Genomic DNA, 17,564 nt, shown 5'->3' on the forward strand with positions numbered 1-17,564 from the left:
CCCGGATCGGGTGTATCATGTGCCCCATGCAGGGCACATTTCAATCCACGTGCCTGCGTGAGGCACGACCGCCCGCCCTCATCATCTCCCCTGCCGCCCGTGATATTTCAATCCACGTGCCTGCGTGAGGCACGACCGAGGTCGTGCAGTTCATCCGGGCGCATTATCCTATTTCAATCCACGTGCCTGCGTGAGGCACGACCATCGTCCTTATGCGCATGTGGAAACGCCCCGATATTTCAATCCACGTGCCTGCGTGAGGCACGACCACTCTGCCCCGCACACCTCGCACGTGAAGATCATATTTCAATCCACGTGCCTGCGTGAGGCACGACCGGGAGAGGTCCCACACGGTGAGGGCGACCCCTGAATTTCAATCCACGTGCCTGCGTGAGGCACGACCGAGATCACAGCATGACACACATCGAGATCAGCATTTCAATCCACGTGCCTGCGTGAGGCACGACCGTCAAGGGCGTTCGGGTCAAGACGTTCGACGTATTTCAATCCACGTGCCTGCGTGAGGCACGACCCGACCTGGGTCGTTGTGTGATCTTTACAGCCGACATTTCAATCCACGTGCCTGCGTGAGGCACGACCCCTGTCCTCGATCGGCAACCGCCGGGGCGACATATTTCAATCCACGTGCCTGCGTGAGGCACGACCCTGATGCCCCCTTCTGCGTCTCCCACCACACCTTATTTCAATCCACGTGCCTGCGTGAGGCACGACCGCATTCATCCCCGCCATCACGGCACCTCGATATAATTTCAATCCACGTGCCTGCGTGAGGCACGACCGGCGAACCCGGCGAGAGTGGCAATACATCCCATATTTCAATCCACGTGCCTGCGTGAGGCACGACCGGCGAGGTCAAGCCGGTATCGGAGTTCTACCGATTTCAATCCACGTGCCTGCGTGAGGCACGACGCCTTCGTTGCCGAAGCCGATCAGACGATCTTCATTTCAATCCACGTGCCTGCGTGAGGCACGACCGCGCGCTCTTGTGGTTCGTCGTATCCGGTATGATTTCAATCCACGTGCCTGCGTGAGGCACGACCTTTCAGTTCCCGCCGAGGAAGCCCAAGCACGACCCATTTCAATCCACGTGCCTGCGTGAGGCACGACCACGCCCGGAACGTTTTATGACTGTATCACCGGATTTCAATCCACGTGCCTGCGTGAGGCACGACCTCTACACTATATATTGGAGGACAAATATCTTTCTTGCCCCAACGTCGCAGTATTGTCACCATATCCGATAACAAGCATAAACAACATAGAACGGCAGCCTGAAACACGAAAACAGCGCATCACACCACCAGCCGCCTCTGCCATGCCGCGGTACACTTCAGAAATGCCAGAAAAATACTCCGTGTTGAAAAACATCCAAGATCTGCCCGATCGCGAACCTCCCCGGGAAAACATGGGCACTACACCTTCGCAACACCCCAAAAGACATCACTACAGGATCAGCACATCCTCGACATTCAGCCCCGGCTTTGCCCCCACATGTTCCACATGATCCCGACCATGCTTCCCAAGATTATAATATCGTATGCTATCAATCACGGGATCAATGGTCTCACCGATTCTCACCTTCATCTCCATCAATTGAACCGAATCCACTACGCACTCAAAGACCGAGTTCTGCACGCGTGTCCCATAATTCGTGCAGATCCTCGCGACCGTGCGCAATCTGCGCCGCCCTTCCGGGGTCTCGGTATTTACATCGTATGTCACCAGAACAAACACCACGCTCACCTCACCACGAACGGCGGATACCCATCGATATCCCCACGCAGGTACCGGGCCAGCAACATTGCCTGTGCATACGGCAGAAGGCCAACTGGAATCCGCTCGTCCAGATATCCGTGCATAACCTCTTCTGTCTTCCGTCGCTGCCATGCTGCAAGAACCGTCTTCCGCGCTGCATCCGTCAGGAGCACCGCCCCGTTCTCCTTCACCAGGAAATCATCCGCCGCAACAACCCGGTTATTGATCAGACTCAACACAAACCGGTCTCCGAGATACGGCCGGAATTCCTCCATCAGATCCAGCGCAAGGCTCATCCGTCCCGGTCGGGCGCGGTGGAGAAAACCCACCTGCGGATCAAGCCCCACGGATTCGAGAGCCGAAGCGCAATCCACCGCGATCAGCGTATAGATAAACGACAATAGAGCATTCACCCGGTTCAGCGGAGGCCTTCTGCTCCTGAACTCGAACGCAAACGCAGGATCTTGCGACAGAATCAGATCGTCGAAACAATCAAAGTAATACTTCGACAGAATCCCTTCACGGCCCCGGAGTTCGTTCAGTGTATCGGATGGCGACTCTCTCAACTGGTGAACACCCTCCGTCAGCCATTGAAGACGCTCTGAAAATGCAGGCGATGTCTTCTCAGGATGGTCACGGCCAAACCGGAGGAGGACGCTCCGACAGTTCAGCATCTTTCCGAGCACGCAGTTCATCGCAATCTGCGCCGCGGCCCCCTCATCGTCCGAAAGGAGATACTGCCGCTTACGGAGCAGCACGTTCCCGGACACACGGCCTGAGACCCGTCCGAGAAACTTCCCGTACGGCGACACAAAGGCAAGCCCCACATTGCGTGATGCGCACAACTCCATAACGCCCGGACTTGCCCCCATAAACCCAAAACAGATGACCCCCTCCAAGTTGTGAATGGGGATCCGTCCCACCTCATTCCGCTCAACGGAAACGACGATATTCTCTCCGTCTTTCTTGAGGTAAGATTCTGGATTGGTGATGTACAGGGTGTTCAGGAGTTTTCTCATGCATCATCCCTTCCAACACAGGCAGTAAGGTAGCGATCAACCGACCTTCTGCGGGATGAAACGGCCGGCATACAGAGTTCGATAAGCGAACAGTTCTTGCAGTGCGGCAGTAGAACCGCCGGGGGAGTGATGCCCGCGTCGTAGAGTGCATACATCCCGGCGACTAACTCCGCCACCCGGTTGCGAAGTTCATCATCGAAAAACACCTCTACCCGCCGTCGGGTCTTGCCATAATATAAATACCCGCGCTCAATACGCGTCCGGTACATCTCTTCAAGGCAGATCGCCTGGGCGCACAGCTGGACCTCGTCGCGATCGTCCGGCTTCTTCCTCCCCGCCTTGTACTCCACCGGCACGACGGTCCAGCGTCCTTCCCGTCCGGGGATCATAACTCCTTCATCCGACCGATGATACTCCACCACGTCCGCAACACCGTATATCTTCAGCGCGTGGGAGACCAAGGGCACACTCCGCGAGATTAGCACATCCCCCCGGCTCTCCGTGAAGAAGGGGTCGTCCGCATTCCTGTGCATCTGCCTCCCGCCGAAGGTGAGCACGTTCTCCTTCCACACTTGCTCGATGTGGATGAGCGCCCACTGACGTCTACAGAATGCAAAATGCTGGATGCCGCTGAGCATGAGGTAGTCGTCAGGGTCCATGGAAGTTCTGATCCCGATATGGCATTATTATAAGTTGTATCATAAAAATCTATCAATGGACGTGACCGCCCATGGAGAAAGGGATGATCAGGATGCCAGAGCAGGTACGGGAGATCGCCAGGATGATCTACCTCGACGTATTCCCTAATACAGGAGGAGTTCGGGCTCAGATTTTTGAATAATTCCCGCCATATATCCCAGAAAATCGTCGTATGCGAGATTCCAGTGGTAAATGTCTTCTGCGATTTGTGGTATACGCAGTTCTTGCAGTTTATAGTTGGCTATTTGCAGCGAATGCTTCTGTAATTCACGCCAGTCACAATGCCCATTGCGTATTCTATCGACGATTTTTATGTCTGCCACCGCAATACGTGTATCCGAGTTGATTACCTTGAAATTCTTTTCTACAAACGGGAAATCCTTGTTACATTCTTTTTTAAGCAACACCCTGTGTATCGGCTTGCTGCCATATTCCTTAAGTTCCTGCTCGATAGCCCCGGTCACGAGGGATGGGGAAATGTCGATTCCTGTTTCTATGAGCTTACGTAGGACTGTGGCGGAATTTTTTATGTCGGGATTTGATTTTAACATATTGCTCTCTGAAAGACAAAATGTGTGCATTTTAGAAACTCCGTATTCACCATTTCGGTTGACACGCCCCGCCGCCTGCAACAGCGAGGTCAACGATGCAAGCTCCCGGAAACCGGTCCTAAACGAGAAATCAACGCCTGCCTCCACGCAGGATGTAGCAACAAGCACCCAGTCGTCATCATCGGACCCGTTAAGCCGCGCCTTCACCCGCTCAAGTGTTTTCTCCCTGTCGCTCGGCGTAAGCGAGGTTGACAGATGCTCTACACGCCCGCGCCCGTACTTCTCGCAAATATACTTTGCAACTACCGCCGCGCTTTGCACTGTATTGAGTATAACAAGCCTCGGTCCTTGTGATTGCGCCACAACTTCAACAAACGTCTCCAGCGGCTGCGGCGTCAGGTTAGCCCGATACTCGATGCGCTTGCCTTCGAATGCGTTGAGCGAAGCCCTTAAAGATGGATCTGCTATATTTGGCACTTCCAACTTTTGTCCGGAGATCTCTTTTATTTCCCAGAATTGATTCAGCGAACCTGAAGCCAGAATCCAATAACAGGACCATTCTTTGGCGTAAATATTAATCCACCGCCATGCTAACGGCAATAAGTGCGCAGGCAGCGCACCGTGCGCTTCGTCCACGAATACTGCGCTGCCCGCCAACTCATGCAACCGCCTAAGCGCGGACGGAGTTTTCGCCGCAAGGGTTTCAAAGAACGCAACCGCTGTGGTGACGATGATCGGCGCGCGCCATAGCGCTGTGAGATGCCGTGTATCCTCGCTTTCAAATTCGGCGCGATGGTGCAGTTCAGCCACAACCTCTTCGCCATTTTCATCCGGGAAAACCAGTGCTTCACGGTATTTCTCGACCGACTGCTGGATGATATTTGTAAACGGCAACACCACAAATATCCGGCGCAATCCATGCTTACTCGCTTGAGCCAAAAGATGCGCCATTACCGCAGTTGTCTTGCCTGAACCGACGGGAGCGTCACAGGAAGCAATGTTTTCGCATACTGGGGAGTTCCTACACGCCGTATACATTTCAGAGCGCAGTCTATTTCGTTCGTCATCTTCGCCCGATTTTCTAAGCGTTTCGACATAGTGGTCTAATAGCACGAGACGCTCTGCCGGGCGAAGCGGAATAATATCCACCGACTCAGGATACTTACCGTAATGTGAAGCGGTATCGGTGTGGTCGGCATCAACCAGGCAAGACAGCAGCATACGCAGGAATATCGATAAATCCCCAGATGGCATAGCGTTCTCTATTGGCGGTCTTGCGGTTACACTGCTGCTGTGTATTTGCGAATACTCCAATAACGCCGCATCAACCCGAGCCTTTACATTATCATCGCGGAACGCGGAACCTTCGCGGATGCTTTCCTTGCAAAAATCCGGAAGTCCAATATGGTGCGCCGCGACAGAAACAGCCGCAAGAAGGGCCGGGGATGCATCGTCCAGCAAAAAAGCCGCACCCGCATCTGCATGATTAAGTGGCAGACGTTTTGCCGTTTTCTGGCCGGACAAAATAAGTTGATTTTCCTCATCAAGTTTACCCAGATCGTGGTAAACTGCCGCAATTTCCGCTGTATTTAAAAGCAATGCGCCATCAGCAAGAGAGTATCGGGCGGCGTCAGACGCATGACGCCGGGTTCGTTCCAATACTCCATTGATATGCTGCACATATGTCTGGGCGGGATACCCATCCTTCGGACTATGAGCGAAATATTCTATCATAATTCCATCAAATCGACCACACCACCAACCCGAGATTTGAGAGTATCTGGCAAAGAAGTCTTGTCCTTGTAGTCAGACCACTCATTGGAGGGATCAGACACATTGCCTATGCGAGTAGGCGTCAACGCCTCAAGCAACAGATAGTCCGGACAGCTTCCAAGCGCGTTTATATGCTCGATATACCAGGCATGGCGGATTCGCACATCCGGACGTATAGCCGAGCGATTCAAATCATATGCCTTCGGGATCAACAGTTTGAGCAACTCTATATCGTCCGGGGTGCAGCCGCTCTTTCCCGCGTAGTTTGGATTGACAAAGAAAGGCATACAGTACACGCCATGCTGTACGATACGGAACGCAAGCGGTGCCATGCCGGCATTTTTACCCTCTTGCACACCGGCTTTATTTGTGTTGGTATGGCGCACAATGGCTATCGGTGATATGGAAACTCCAACACCAAACTGCACCACACCGGTCTTGATGAAGCCTTTTGCCCCACCTTCTTCAAGGAACGTGTTGCCGAATACGCGGGCATCCCAATATTTTTTTACGAAGGTGCTTTCGAGGAAGGACTGTTGGTTAAATTTCTCGTTATCGCCCATTTCCTTTTTAATTTCATCACGGTTGCGCCCACGCGATTCGAGTATGCGGTATTGGTCTGATTTTTTACTAAACTTCTCCGGCAGACTTTTAAAGAATGGGCTATCCGAATCCTCCAGCAAATCGCGTAGCTTACGTTTGAAGGATACAGGTGATATTTCGCCACGGCCATTCGGGCGCTGGCGAGGTTCGCTCTCCCGATCGGGGTCGCCATTAGGATTTGAGTTCACGGCTTCTATTATCAGAAGCCCTGTTGCGCGTTTCATTTCATTTGTCATCTGTTCATACCTCCTCAGTAGATTATTTGTTCGTCAATTTGGGAAGATCCGCAAGGTAACCAATAAACAACTGTGCTTTTTCCAGGTCGCCGAACCGGATATTCTCTGTCAGGCTTTGATGCAGTTGTGGCATGAGTGCACCATACTGCCGCATGTACCACACCGCTAAACCGCTTTTCTCCTTGCCCTGCCGCCTGTACTGATCTGCCCACGCTATGTACGGAATCATTCGCGTACAGAGCAGAGCCACGGCCTGGGCCGGCGTTTCTGACGCCGTTACGAACACAGAGTTTCCCGCCAGTTGTGGCGGCACTTCACCGTCGCGCTTGATCTCACAATACAGCGCGTGCAGCTCGTCGGATATTTTCAGTAGCTGCCCGATTGAATATGCCGTGTCTTGCATATAATCCTCCTTTGTTATGCCGCTCTTGTACAGGAGCAGCCCGAGTAAGGGAAATAAATCGCCTATTTCCGCTCTAATTGCATCTTTAACGACATTTCTGCCTCTTGGCAGGTTATCGCCGACAAACAATACCAAACCCAATGAGTTCGCGGTCACGCCCCGGGTAATGCGCATTATTCTCGACGGCATGGGCTTATCCAAAAGCAGTTCCATGCCTTGATAATATCGTATTAATTTAACCTCGCTCTTGCCGTCCGCCCGTGTGCCATCCCGTTTCCAAACCTTATTTGCGATTTTGGAGATATTCAAAGGGAACGGCGTGATAGATTCAATTCGCGCGATCGGTGGCAGATTGTGGCATCCTTGCTGCCACTCGTTAGCTGCGTTTATCAGCCCGCTTGGGCTCAGATTGCGCGAAAACACCACCCTTGCACGCTTAGACACGGCCGGCGACATTTGCTGTAATGCAAACACATGGATATTTTCCGGCTTCTGCTTTGTTTCAAACCCGTTGAGTGTCGCAATAAAATCCTCTGCAACCTTTTCAAATCTGGTTATACTGTCCTTATGGTTCTCCGTATTACCGAAAAGCGCAGCAAATTTAGGCAGAATTTTTGGAACCCTGTTGGGATAGACAAACAGCATTGCATCCTTGTCAATTCTGCGCCACGTAACATTCTCGTTGTCGGGTTCCACAATCCATTCAAGCGAGGTTTTCAGGGTATCGCGATTCGCTTTGTTAATCGGGAAAGAACCGCCATCAGCCTTCCCATAGCGGAATTGGCACATTTGCTCATGGAACATGGAACGCAACGCCACTTCAAACCCTGGCACAAGCCGCACAGATGGCATGATATCCTTAAACTCTGCATACGGAGATCCAAAAGCGTCAAGTTGATCGCTTGTTTCGGGCTGAAGATCGTCTTCGTTGGCGAAAAGCCAATCGTTCACTTGTCTTGTGGTGTTCTCGTTGGCTATTGGATATTCGAATTTCCGCCAATTTATCAAATCAAGTATAATTGATATCGAACCACTATCATCTTCCGGCTGCCTCTTTTCGTTGCCTTTATGGATCAGCAGCGGGAGGTGCGTTTTTATATCGCCGGGTAATTTTTTCCAAACTTGCTGCTCAAGGGTGCTGCGCAGCACGCCGATGTCAAGCGATGCTGTGATCTTCATCAGCGCGGCGATTGCGCTTTCTTCAGGCGTATTCGGTATTTGCGTGCGCAGGCAGCGCGGTATCTTGTTGCGAAGTTTGACGCTCCAATTATCGGCAGTGCATATTGATTGCAAATAGTTTACATCAAGTTCCTGTTCACCTTTGTAAAGCGCGTCGTAATAACGCTTATCCTCATCCGATGTGACGCGGTACAGCGGTGCAATGTTGAAAGCGGGGAATGTTCCCTGATTATTCCCAAATTTTCGGCAATCCTTCACCAGATCCTTGCTCATCAGCTCAACGTCCGCCACCGCGCCATCATCGCCAAGCCATATACGATAGCAAGCTCCGTTCGGCAACGGCTTATACTGATGGTGCCACCCTTGCTGCTTGATGTTGTGGCTTGCAAGGGTTACAGACAGCTGATGCAGTTCGTTCAGCATGGCTTTTCTCCTTTCCAGTAGGTCAGCACGCCCCCTGTAATCTCAACATCCGTGTCATACAGATAGGCGACTTCGGATTGATAGCCTTTTGAAAATACCTGCCGCAGCATGGAGGGAATAACCGTAGTCTCCATATCTGACATGACATGTGTACCATCGCGAAACTCCCCGAAATAGGATGGCGTGAACTCCCGCCACCCCAGGCACGGCACAGAGAAACACTGCCCGCGTTTCAGCCTTCTGGTGAATATTTCTTGATATGCGTGCCCCGGCGACGTGGTCGCGTTATCCCAGATCTTCGCCGCTAGAGGAAGTTTATCTTTTATCTTATACGGAACAATTTCGGCGTACAAGCGATAGCAGACATCAATAAGAACGGTGGCGCAAAGCTGATAACTGTCTCCGCCTTTAATGGTTGTAGTTTTTCGCAGCGGACCACCATAATTTGTGTAATAATTGTGGAACTGCACCGGCGCACAAATTTCCGCCTTAAGTGGAATAATTTCAATCGCAGGTCCCCACAGCACGGACTCAAAAATGGCTTTAACCGCCGAGTATGTTGGTGCCGGATAGCTAACGGGGCTATCACCGGTATCCGGTCTTGTCCACATAGCGGTGTCGCCGGCAATTTCCATCTGAACGATATATGCTATAGCTTTCACCTCTTAGCTGTTTAAACAGGCAGATTTCTGAGATCTTCGAACAACCCTGACCAGAGCTCCCACTTCCACACTCCATGACTCCTGAATCAAGGATCCCCGATACCCATCTTTCTACACCCCAGCAACCACCAGAACTGCCAACGGCGGCAATGGTGCTCTCCGATTTTCTGTAATATATCTGAGCCCTGTCCCTTTATCTGATAATTCCTTCTCCATGGTCAAATACCTTCTGCCGGCGACACACTCGGCTCTTCGCTACTTTGTGTGGGTCGAAACAGTAACCTTGGCTACTTTGTCCCCCCACCTCTATCCGAAGACCCTTGATCGAGAAAGACCTCTTCCAGCTTGCGTTGAACATTTAAGGTGCGCCGCCGGTATCGTCAGAACGCTGATGACGCCCTCGACGCCCGCATCGCCGAGCAGGAGGAGACCGGCACCAAACGGATCGAGGCGGTCGTCGCCGGGGCATCCCGCCCCCGATCCAAAAAAAAGATTATAATTCAGGCTTCGTCTTCAGCGCCTGGAGGAGCAGGGCGACCCCGCCCTCAAGGTCGGCGAGGTCCAGCACCTCGACCGGCGAGTGGATATAGCGGGTGGCGATGCTCAGCGTCGTGCTGGGGATCCCGCCGCGTTCGAGGTGGATCGAGGTGGCGTCGGTCGTCCCGCCCTTGCCGACCTCGAGCTGCACCTTGATGTTGCCCTCCGCGGCCGCCTTCTTCAGCCAGGCAATCATCTTCCTGCTGGCGATCAGGCCGCGGCCGTTGTTGTCGATGATCGTGATCACCGGCCCCTCGCCCATCAGGAGAGAGACGTCCTTGCGCTCGATGCCCGGGTGGTCGCCCGGAATCGTCGTATCGGTGGCGATGGCGCAGTCCGGGTTGAGGTTATAGGCGGCGGTCTTCGCCCCCTTGAGCCCGACCTCCTCCTGGACGGTGAAGACGCCGTAGATGGTGTGCGGGGAGTCGACCAGCTGGAGGGCCTTGATCAGCATCGCGCACCCGGCGCGGTTGTCAAAGCACTTCCCGGTCACCCGGTTGTTCGCCAGTTCCCGGAACTCCCGGTCCAGGGTGACCGGCGTCCCGACCTCGATGCCGAGCTCGGCCGCCTCCTCGGCCGAGGTCGCCCCGACGTCGATGAACATATCGTCCACCTTCAGCGGCTTTTTCCGGTCCTCCTCGGTCATCACGTGCGGGGGCTTCCCGCCGATGACGCCAGAGACCTGGCCCTTCGTCCCGTGGAGGACGACGCGCTGGGCATACAGGGTGGCGTCGAACCATCCGCCGACGGTGACGAAACGGACAAAGCCGCGCTCGTCGATGAACTTCACCATCAGCCCGATCTCGTCCATGTGGGCCGCGAGCAGGATCGTGAAATCGTCGCCTTTCTTCACCGTGATCAGGTTGCCCATCGTGTCTTCCCTGATCTCGTCGACATACGCCGCAACCTCGCCGCGGATGACCTCCGCGACGCTTCCCTCGCTGCCCGAGATGCCGTGGGCGTTGGAGAGTTTTTTGAGCAGTTCTTTAACCATGTGATCACCCTGTTAATTCTTTCCGGATTCTTCCACGGCGGCGGCGATCCGGTCCAGCGCCCGCTTCAGGTCGGCCTGCGACGCCGCATAACTGATCCGGGCGTATCCGGGCGTGCGCGTCCCGAACGCCGAGCCCGGGACGATGATGACGCCTTTCTGAATAATGGTATTGAAGAGGTTCTCCTCGACCGGCAGGTAGACGTAGAACGCACCCTCGGGCGTGGCAAACGAGAACCCGAGGTCGCGCAGGCCCCCGCAGATGAGGTCGCGCCGTTTCCGGTATTCGTCGCGCATCGCGGCGACCGGCGCCTGGTCGCCGGCGATGGCGGCCACGGCGGCGTACTGGGAGATCGAGGTGGCGCAGGCCTGGCAGTACTGGTGCACCTTCAGGCACGCCTCGACGGTCTCCTCAGGGGCCGCAAGATAGCCCAGGCGCCACCCGGTCATCGAGTAGGTCTTCGAGGTGGCGTTGATCGTCACCACGTCCTCGCCGAAACGGGCGGCGCTGAAATGGGGCTTTCCATAGGTGAAGTGCTCGTAGACCTCGTCCGAAACGACGGTCACGCCGCTATCTGCGGCATACTCCACCAGGGCCCGGATCGACTCCTCGCTCTCCACCATGCCGGTCGGGTTGGCCGGGGTGTTCAGCACGAAGAGGCGCGCCCCGTCCATCTGCTCCTTCGCCGCCTCCACGTCGATATGGAGGGTGGCATCGAGGGGCAGGCCCTCGGCCCGCCCGCCGGCAAGGGCGGCGAGAGCGGCGTACGAGACAAAACCCGGATCGGCCATCAGGACGCGGTCGCCCTGGTCGACCAGCGCCTGCATCACGATATGCAGGGCCTCGCTCGCCCCGGCCGTGACGATCACATTGGAGGGGTCGTACCTGAGGGCGTTCTCGCGCAGCAACTTCTCCGCGATCGCCTCACGCAGTTCGGGTATCCCGGCGTTCACCGTATAGCCGGTCTTCCCCTCGTGGATCGCCCGGATCGCCGCCTCGCCGATATGCGCCGGCGTCGGGAAGTCGGGCTGGCCGAGGCCGAGGTTGATCGCATCTTTCCCGGCCCCCTCGAACATCCGCCGGATCCCGGAGAGTTCGATGCCGCGCACCCGCTCTGCAAATCGTTCTGCTGCCATAAAACCGCCTTCACTCGATATTGGCGTGCCTGCACTTGAGGTCTTCGACGTCGGTCTCGGTGATCTCCATCAGGCGGGAGACGATCGCGTCGGCGAGCACCATGCACGCCGTCTCAAAGATCGTCCCCAGGGGAGCGAACGACTTGTGCTCGCCCATCATCTGCCTGATCTCGAACTCCACCGATTCGTCCTTGACCTCGTCCCGGTGCGACTCGATCACGAGGATGCCGTCGGCGATCCGCCCAATCCGCGAGTCCTTGTTCGAGGTGATCAGGCAGACGCGCCCGCCGATCTCCTTGGCGGTCTCGGCGAGTTCCGCCACCGTCTTCGTCTTGCCCGACCCGGAGAAGACGACCAGCACATCGCCCTCTGCCATCGCCGGCGTCACGGTCTCCCCGACGACAAAGCACTGCAGCCCCAGGTGCATCAACCGCATCGCAAAGGCCTTCGCCACAAGCCCCGAGCGGCCCGCCCCGAGGACATAGATCCGCTTTCCGCAGAGGATCTCGTGCAAAAAGAGATCCACCTCCTCTTTTGAGATGCCGTCGGCGATCGAGGCGATCTTCGACGCCATCAGCCGCATCATATCCTGTACTTCATGACCAGTCATAATCGTCAGGAATGGTGGTCGTGCCAGCTACATTAGAATATCGTGCACCCGGCCGGCGCCCCCGAGCCCCTTTAGATGAACCGCTCGAAACGGTCGGCCTTCGCCTTGCAGACCGGGCAAACCTCCGGCGGGCTGTCCCGGGCGCAGAGGTAGCCGCAGACCCGGCACCGCCAGACCGGGAAGGGGAGAGCGCCGAGCCCTGCCGCAGGCGTCTCTTTCTTCTTCGGCCCGCCGGGCGGACGCCGCTCGGGCACCGCGCCCGCCTTCGCGTTCCCGGCCGCGATCTCCCCGGAGACATAGAGGGCGCAGTAGCAGGCGCCGTGCTCGGTGAGATCAGGGTCGCGGTAGTCGCAGGGGCAGACGATATCGAGGTCCCGCTCCCTGATCCCGGCGGCGAGGCGGCAGGGACAGGAGGGGTAGCCGTAACGCTCGGTGTTTGCGAGCAGGCCGGCGACAAGCCCGTTCACGAACGCCCGGTCCGGGCTGAGGTGATACCCCCCGGCCTCAGCCTCCTTTTTCAGGCGGAGGTACTCCCGCTCGATCTCCGCGTCCGACGGCGGGGGCATCAGATAAGCGCCTCCCTGATATCCTCCTCCTTGAAGCCGACGATCACCCGTCCGTTGATCACGACGGTGGGAAACGACCCCAGGGGGTTGTAGCGCTTCATCATATCGGCGTACACCCGCTCCATCTCCTCCCTCGGGAGCTGGTCCACAAAGACGTAGTCGTAGGCCACGCCGAGATCGTTGAGGAGGGCTTTGGTCTTTGCGCACCAGCCGCAGGTGCTCAGGGCGAAGAGCATGACCCTGCCCTTATCGGTTCCGGCGACGTGTATCGGGTCCATATGTGATGGGGATTGCCGGGATCCGGTTTAAGGCTATCCCCTATCAGGAGATCCCGATGATCGAGATCAGGTCGCGGATGTTCCCGAGCACGTAGTCGGGCCTGGACCCGAGGGAGACCGGGCCGTCGCTCTGGTCGCCGTACAGGGCATATGCCGTCCGCATGCCGAGGGCCCGGCCCGGTTCGATCTCCCGCCTGATGCTGTCGCCGACCACCATCGCATCCGACGGTGAGGCCGAGAGGGTGGAAAGGGCGTGGAGAAACGACGCCGGGTCGGGCTTTCTCTGCCCCGAGATATCGGGCGTGACGACGCAGGAGAAGAGATCGTCGAGACCGGCCTTTCGCAGCCGCGAGCGCGCCTGGGAGGAGTGGGCGTCGGTGACGACCGCAAGGGAGAGGTCTGCAGAGGCGAGGGCGTCGAGGGTCTCCCGCACGCCCGGGTACGGGCGGATCGAGGCGATCTTCGCCTTCTCGTAGACCGTGCAGCACGGCATCACGCAGGAGCGGTCGGCGCCGATATCGAGGAGGTACTCGATCACGTTGGACGGGTCCTCGAACCCGACGCCCGGACGCCTGAAATAGGCGTACAACGCCTCTACATCCCCGGCGCCCGCGTGCTCCACCACCGCCCGGCACGCCGCCTTCTTCGCCGCAACAAAATCCCAGAGGGTGTTGTCCATGTCGAAGAGCACGGCCTTCACCGCACGATCCCCAGCGCCAGAAGTTTCCTGCATACCCCCACGTCCCTCGTAAACTCTGTATGCAGGTCTTCATCCATGAAGGTTAGCCTGAAGGCAGAGGAATCGTTCCCTTTGCCCCCGTACTCGCTGAATACCAGGACGGAGCCGAGATCGATCACCCCGAAGACCACGGCGAGATAGGCGAGGAGCCTGAAGAAGGCGGCGGCACCGGTCGTTGCAGGGCGTTCATGGTAGGGCGAGCGGAAGAGGAAGTACTCCACACCTTCGGCATCGCAGAGATCGGCCATGGCGGTGTCGGCGGTGAGCAGGACCGGCAGGCTGAACCGCTCCTCCTCGAACCTCCTGAGCGCCCGGACGATCAGCCCGTCGTTCTCCCGCGAGGTATGGGCGGCGTCGGCGCCGGTATCGAGGAGGAGGGCGCGGTCCCGCAGGTCCCGGTATTCGGCCATCGCGAGGTAGGCCGCTTTTCTGGACTTTTTCTTCTTCCGGTTCTCGAACTCGCCGATCACATCGGCGTGGGCGGGTGCGGACGCCTGGAGTTCGGCGATGAACCGGGAGGAGTATTTGTGGTTGAGGGCGTATTCGACCTCCTGCCTGACGATGTCAGGGAGGATCGTCTCTTCCGGGGCGATCACCCCGGTGACCGTGACGAAACGGTGGTATAGGAGGTTGGTGTCGATGCCGAAGCGGACCTCCTTTTTCAACTCCCGGTAGATCCCGAGGCGCCCGACAAACTCCGCCAGGTTCTCGTACGAGGTCACGCCGCTGGCGAGCAGGCACTCGTCGTAATCGGTAAATGCAGGCATTTCGGTTGCATGGCTCTTATATGCTCCCGCCCCCCTGTCGAAATCTTCTTTTTCGGCGATGAACCTGATGCGGTATCCAGCACCCTCAGGTTCGACGGAGAAAAGGGCGAGATCATAGAGGGGAGACGAGACAGTGAAGCGCCCGGAGAAGAGGTTTGCCAGGATTGGAAGTTCCCGGCCCTCGATCTCGACGGAGAGGCTCATGCCTGTCCCCCGGCAAGGTCATGGAGAGGTTGGAGGTGGAGGGGGATCATCGGGTAGGGTAGCGCCATCCCCTCCTCGACCAGGAGGCCGAGATAGTAGATATGGGCGGGAGCGATCCCGGCCGATGCAAGGGCGGTGCATGCCGAGACGATCGCCGCCTTTCTCCCGGGCGTGATATCGAGGGCGATAGCAGATCCCTCCCGGCAAAGCCGCTCCGCGAGCCTTAATACCGCCTCTCCTGCGGCGGCATAGTCCCCGCACGGCAGATCGACGGTCGAGATCCGGGGATTGGTCCCGTATCGTTCCGAGATGATCCCGATACCCTCGACGATCCCGGCGGGGCTGGAGCGGCACGCCGCATCCATGAGGATAAAGACATCGGTGGGGGCGTACACGCCCTCACGGAGGACGGCGTGGTAGGTGTTGAGGAGCGCCCAGATCGACCGCCCGGCGAAGGTGATATAGGCCCGCCGTTCCTGCATGGCTGAGGGTATCCGGGAGAGAAGGTAAAAAAATTGTGATCCTCGCTCACGCCACCGGGACGACGAGCGGGAGACCTTTGTGAGTCACCACATCGACAGATACGCCGTAGACATCCTGGATCACCGCGGGGGTGACGATGTCGCGGTCGCCGTGGGCATAGACCCGCCCGTCTTTTAAGAAGATGAACCGGTCGGCGTACCTGAGCGCCTGGTTGAGGTCGTGCATCGTCATCACCGCCGCAATCGTGTGCTGGCGGACGATCTGCACGATGGTGGAGAGGATCTCGACCTGGTTTTTGAGGTCCAGGCTGCTCGTCGGTTCGTCGAGGAGGAGGATCTTGGGCTCCTGCACGAGCGCCCGGGCGATCGCCACCTTCTGGAGTTCGCCGCCGCTCATCTCGTCGATGTACGAGAGGCGGAGGTTGTCCATCGAGAGGCGGTGGAAGACGGCGTCGACGATCCTGAGGTCGCGCTCGGTGATGTCCCAGCCGATATGGGGGCGCCGACCCAGGAGGACGGCGTCGAAGGCGGTCAACCGCCCGGTTTCGACCCGCTGAGGGACGTAGCCCACCCGCCTGGCGATGTCCATCAGGTTCAAACGGGAGAGGTCTTCCCCGTCGAGGTTGACGACGCCGCCTTTCGGCCTGAGGATCCGGTTGAGGCACTTGAGGAGCGTCGTCTTCCCGACACCGTTCGGCCCCAGGATCGCCACCACCTCGCCGGCGTCGATCGTGAAGGCGATCTCGCTGAGGACGTCGTGGTTCCGGTACAGGAACGTGAGTTCGTCGACCGAGAGGATCATCGCCGGTACCCCCTGAGGAGGAGATAGATGAAGACCGGCGCCCCCATGAACGCCGTCAGGACGGCGACCGGGAGGATGTACGGCGCCACGATCACCCGGGCGACGGTGTCGGAGGCGAGGAGGAGGACGCCGCCCATCACGCAGGAGCCCGGGATCAGGTAGCGCTGGTCGTCGCCGATCAGGCGTCTGACCATGTGCGGGCAGACGAGCCCGACAAACCCGATCACACCGAGGAACGAGACGATCACGGCGGAGACGAGGGCGGCGACGATCATCCCGATGTTCCGCACCCCCTCGACATTGACGCCGAGCCCTTTTGCGGCCTCGTCGCCGGCGTCGATGGAGTTGTAGTTCCAGCGGTTCGCAATAAAGAAGATGGTCGCCGCCACGACGACGAAGGACATGATCCCGAGTTCTGGCCAGTTGATCCGGCCGACGTCGCCGAAGGTCCAGAAGACGACGGCGGCGAGCTGGGCGTCAGAGGCGAAGTACTGCAGGAACATCGTCCCGGCGGTGAAGAGCGAGGAGAGCGCCACGCCCGCGAGCACCATCACCTCAGGGGACGCCCCCCGCACCCGGGAGATGAGCAGGATCACCCCGGTGGCGAGGAGGCAGAAGATGAAGGCGACGATCGTCGTCAGGTAGGGGTTGTTGAGGGTGACGGCGTCGGCGACCGTCGAGTGCATCTGCCCGGTGCCCAGGACGATGACCGAGACCGCCGCCCCGAAGGCGCCGGCGTTGGAGATGCCGAGGGTGAACGGCGATCCGAGCGGGTTTCTGAGGATCGACTGCATGGCGACGCCGGCCACCGAGAGCCCGACGCCGGCGACGATCGCCGCGAGCGCCTGCGGGAGGCGGATGTTCCAGATGATCAGGTCCCATTTGCCTGGCACGGTGGCGGCGGCGCCGGGGTGGAGGAACGCAGTGATCCGGTCGACTATCCCGTTCGCCAGGGAGAGCAGGACGTCGTATGCGGGGATATTGACCGCACCGATCGAGATGGAGAAGATGAAAAGGACAAAAAGGAGGGCTGCCCCTCCGAGGATCCAGAGGTACTTGCGCCGCGTGTACGCCTGGTAGTCCGCGGGGACCGTCCCGTCTGCAAAGTGCACGCCTTTACATCCTCC

At 57.7% G+C, this 17,564-nt stretch carries 17 protein-coding genes and 1 CRISPR repeat array (1 of these 18 cut by a window edge); all 17 genes read right to left on the reverse strand.

What is annotated here, in order from left to right:
* Positions 1-1,193: a CRISPR direct-repeat array (repeat unit 32 nt; unit sequence ATTTCAATCCACGTGCCTGCGTGAGGCACGAC) (it extends 4,717 nt beyond the left edge of the window).
* A gap of 271 nt (positions 1,194-1,464) precedes the next feature.
* Positions 1,465-1,764 carry a CRISPR-associated endonuclease Cas2 gene (gene cas2 / locus METLI_RS07015; protein ID WP_245529340.1) on the reverse strand — a complete coding sequence of 100 codons (300 nt, stop codon included), beginning with the start codon at positions 1,762-1,764 and terminating at the stop codon, positions 1,465-1,467.
* Positions 1,761-2,795, reverse strand: coding sequence for a type I-C CRISPR-associated endonuclease Cas1c (cas1c, locus tag METLI_RS07020; protein WP_004039136.1), 1,035 nt, complete (start codon positions 2,793-2,795; stop codon positions 1,761-1,763). The genes cas2 and cas1c overlap by 4 nt, the downstream gene beginning before the upstream one ends.
* Complete coding sequence (gene cas4, locus METLI_RS07025) at positions 2,792-3,454, reverse strand: CRISPR-associated protein Cas4 (protein ID WP_004039137.1); 663 nt, start codon at positions 3,452-3,454, stop codon at positions 2,792-2,794. The genes cas1c and cas4 overlap by 4 nt, the downstream gene beginning before the upstream one ends.
* Positions 3,455-3,598: 144 nt before the next feature.
* Positions 3,599-5,779, reverse strand: a complete 2,181-nt coding sequence (locus METLI_RS07030; RefSeq protein ID WP_004039138.1) for a CRISPR-associated endonuclease Cas3'' — start codon at positions 5,777-5,779, stop codon at positions 3,599-3,601.
* Complete coding sequence (locus METLI_RS07035) at positions 5,776-6,657, reverse strand: type I CRISPR-associated protein Cas7 (protein ID WP_004039139.1); 882 nt, start codon at positions 6,655-6,657, stop codon at positions 5,776-5,778. Before METLI_RS07035 ends, METLI_RS07030 begins: the two co-directional genes overlap by 4 nt.
* Before the next feature lie 22 nt (positions 6,658-6,679).
* Positions 6,680-8,662, reverse strand: a complete 1,983-nt coding sequence (locus tag METLI_RS07040; protein WP_004039140.1) for a hypothetical protein — start codon at positions 8,660-8,662, stop codon at positions 6,680-6,682.
* Positions 8,656-9,324 (reverse strand): CRISPR-associated protein Cas5, encoded by a 669-nt coding sequence (gene cas5 / locus METLI_RS07045; protein WP_004039141.1) that lies wholly within the window; start codon positions 9,322-9,324, stop codon positions 8,656-8,658. Before cas5 ends, METLI_RS07040 begins: the two co-directional genes overlap by 7 nt.
* A gap of 493 nt (positions 9,325-9,817) precedes the next feature.
* Entirely contained in the window at positions 9,818-10,855 is a 1,038-nt protein-coding gene (locus METLI_RS07050) for a M42 family metallopeptidase (RefSeq protein ID WP_004039142.1), read from the reverse strand.
* Positions 10,856-10,867: 12 nt separating this feature from the next.
* Positions 10,868-11,989, reverse strand: a complete 1,122-nt coding sequence (locus METLI_RS07055; protein ID WP_004039143.1) for a pyridoxal phosphate-dependent aminotransferase — start codon at positions 11,987-11,989, stop codon at positions 10,868-10,870.
* 10 nt (positions 11,990-11,999) lie between these two features.
* Positions 12,000-12,599 (reverse strand): 6-phospho-3-hexuloisomerase, encoded by a 600-nt coding sequence (hxlB, locus tag METLI_RS07060; RefSeq protein WP_004039144.1) that lies wholly within the window; start codon positions 12,597-12,599, stop codon positions 12,000-12,002.
* Between the two features lie 71 nt (positions 12,600-12,670).
* The gene (locus tag METLI_RS07065) at positions 12,671-13,165 is read right to left on the reverse strand and encodes a ferredoxin-thioredoxin reductase catalytic domain-containing protein (protein ID WP_004039145.1); all 495 of its coding nucleotides are present in this window, start codon (positions 13,163-13,165) and stop codon (positions 12,671-12,673) included.
* On the reverse strand, positions 13,165-13,443 hold the full coding sequence (locus tag METLI_RS07070; protein ID WP_004039146.1) for a glutaredoxin family protein: 279 nt from the start codon (positions 13,441-13,443) through the stop codon (positions 13,165-13,167). The genes METLI_RS07065 and METLI_RS07070 overlap by 1 nt, the downstream gene beginning before the upstream one ends.
* Positions 13,444-13,486: 43 nt before the next feature.
* Positions 13,487-14,143, reverse strand: coding sequence for an HAD family hydrolase (locus METLI_RS07075; RefSeq protein WP_217178662.1), 657 nt, complete (start codon positions 14,141-14,143; stop codon positions 13,487-13,489).
* On the reverse strand, positions 14,140-15,153 hold the full coding sequence (locus METLI_RS07080; RefSeq protein WP_004039148.1) for a PIN domain-containing protein: 1,014 nt from the start codon (positions 15,151-15,153) through the stop codon (positions 14,140-14,142). The genes METLI_RS07075 and METLI_RS07080 overlap by 4 nt, the downstream gene beginning before the upstream one ends.
* The gene (locus METLI_RS07085; RefSeq protein ID WP_004039149.1) at positions 15,150-15,635 is read right to left on the reverse strand and encodes a hypothetical protein; all 486 of its coding nucleotides are present in this window, start codon (positions 15,633-15,635) and stop codon (positions 15,150-15,152) included. The genes METLI_RS07080 and METLI_RS07085 overlap by 4 nt, the downstream gene beginning before the upstream one ends.
* Before the next feature lie 46 nt (positions 15,636-15,681).
* A complete protein-coding gene (locus tag METLI_RS07090) occupies positions 15,682-16,437 on the reverse strand; it encodes an ABC transporter ATP-binding protein (RefSeq protein ID WP_004039150.1) in 756 nt (251 codons plus the stop codon).
* Positions 16,434-17,549, reverse strand: a complete 1,116-nt coding sequence (locus tag METLI_RS07095; protein WP_004039151.1) for a FecCD family ABC transporter permease — start codon at positions 17,547-17,549, stop codon at positions 16,434-16,436. Before METLI_RS07095 ends, METLI_RS07090 begins: the two co-directional genes overlap by 4 nt.
* Between the last annotated feature and the right edge of the window lie 15 nt (positions 17,550-17,564).

The sequence above is a fragment of the Methanofollis liminatans DSM 4140 genome, from assembly GCF_000275865.1.
Taxonomy (GTDB): domain Archaea; phylum Halobacteriota; class Methanomicrobia; order Methanomicrobiales; family Methanofollaceae; genus Methanofollis; species Methanofollis liminatans.

Excerpts from the sequence above, each read along its gene's own strand:
- METLI_RS07035 (WP_004039139.1), bottom strand. The coding sequence starts at position 6,657 with ATGACAAATGAAATGAAACGCGCAACAGGGCTTCTGATAATAGAAGCC.
- METLI_RS07090 (WP_004039150.1), bottom strand. The coding sequence starts at position 16,437 with ATGATCCTCTCGGTCGACGAACTCACGTTCCTGTACCGGAACCACGAC.
- METLI_RS07055 (WP_004039143.1), bottom strand. The coding sequence starts at position 11,989 with ATGGCAGCAGAACGATTTGCAGAGCGGGTGCGCGGCATCGAACTCTCC.
- METLI_RS07040 (WP_004039140.1), bottom strand. The coding sequence starts at position 8,662 with ATGCTGAACGAACTGCATCAGCTGTCTGTAACCCTTGCAAGCCACAAC.
- METLI_RS07050 (WP_004039142.1), bottom strand. The coding sequence starts at position 10,855 with ATGGTTAAAGAACTGCTCAAAAAACTCTCCAACGCCCACGGCATCTCG.
- cas4 (WP_004039137.1), bottom strand. The coding sequence starts at position 3,454 with ATGGACCCTGACGACTACCTCATGCTCAGCGGCATCCAGCATTTTGCA.
- hxlB (WP_004039144.1), bottom strand. The coding sequence starts at position 12,599 with ATGACTGGTCATGAAGTACAGGATATGATGCGGCTGATGGCGTCGAAG.
- METLI_RS07080 (WP_004039148.1), bottom strand. The coding sequence starts at position 15,153 with ATGAGCCTCTCCGTCGAGATCGAGGGCCGGGAACTTCCAATCCTGGCA.
- cas1c (WP_004039136.1), bottom strand. The coding sequence starts at position 2,795 with ATGAGAAAACTCCTGAACACCCTGTACATCACCAATCCAGAATCTTAC.
- METLI_RS07085 (WP_004039149.1), bottom strand. The coding sequence starts at position 15,635 with ATGCAGGAACGGCGGGCCTATATCACCTTCGCCGGGCGGTCGATCTGG.
- METLI_RS07070 (WP_004039146.1), bottom strand. The coding sequence starts at position 13,443 with ATGGACCCGATACACGTCGCCGGAACCGATAAGGGCAGGGTCATGCTC.
- METLI_RS07065 (WP_004039145.1), bottom strand. The coding sequence starts at position 13,165 with ATGCCCCCGCCGTCGGACGCGGAGATCGAGCGGGAGTACCTCCGCCTG.
- METLI_RS07030 (WP_004039138.1), bottom strand. The coding sequence starts at position 5,779 with ATGATAGAATATTTCGCTCATAGTCCGAAGGATGGGTATCCCGCCCAG.